The sequence below is a fragment of the Ensifer sp. NM-2 genome, from assembly GCF_003024455.1.
Taxonomy (GTDB): Bacteria; Pseudomonadota; Alphaproteobacteria; order Rhizobiales; family Rhizobiaceae; genus Ensifer; species Ensifer canadensis.
In genome coordinates this window covers 1-536 of record NZ_PVZR01000114.1, presented here as the reverse complement: position 1 = coordinate 536, position 536 = coordinate 1, and the positions used below count along the sequence as shown (strand labels likewise).

The 536-nt window shown below is 71.6% G+C and carries 1 protein-coding gene; it reads left to right on the top strand.

What is annotated here, in order from left to right; genetic code table 11:
* Nucleotides 1-536 (top strand): YbdK family carboxylate-amine ligase (locus C6558_RS39040; RefSeq protein WP_146161014.1); only part of this gene is annotated, 536 nt, incomplete at both ends.

Here is a 536-nt window from a genome sequence, read left to right as displayed (position 1 = left end):
GCTCCTGCAGAACACGGTGGAGCTCGTCACGGGCGTGCACGAGCGCGTCGACGCCGCGACGGCGGACCTCGGCCGGATCGCCGCGCGCGTGGCCGACGCCGCGGCCGCGCGGGGCATCTCCCTGTTCTGCCAGGGCACGCACCCGTTCGCGGAAGCGATCGCGCAGCCCTCGACGCCCAGTGAGCGCTACGACCGCATGCTGGACCTCACCCAGTACTGGGGTCGGCAGCTGCTGATCTTCGGCGTGCACGTGCACGTGGGCCTGGACGACGTCTCCAAGGCCATGCCGGTGGTGAACGGCCTGGTCAACCGCGTGCCGCACCTGCTCGCACTCTCGGCCTCGTCCCCCTTCTGGGCGGGCACGGACACGGGCTACCAGTCCCAGCGCACCCTCCTGTTCCAGCAGCTGCCCACGGCCGGCCTGCCGTTCCAGTTCCAGGAGTGGGAGGACTTCGAGCGCTGCGTGGCCCAGATGGAGCAGGTGGGCATGATCGCGGACGTCACCGAGTGCCGCTGGGACGTGCGGGCCGTGCCCC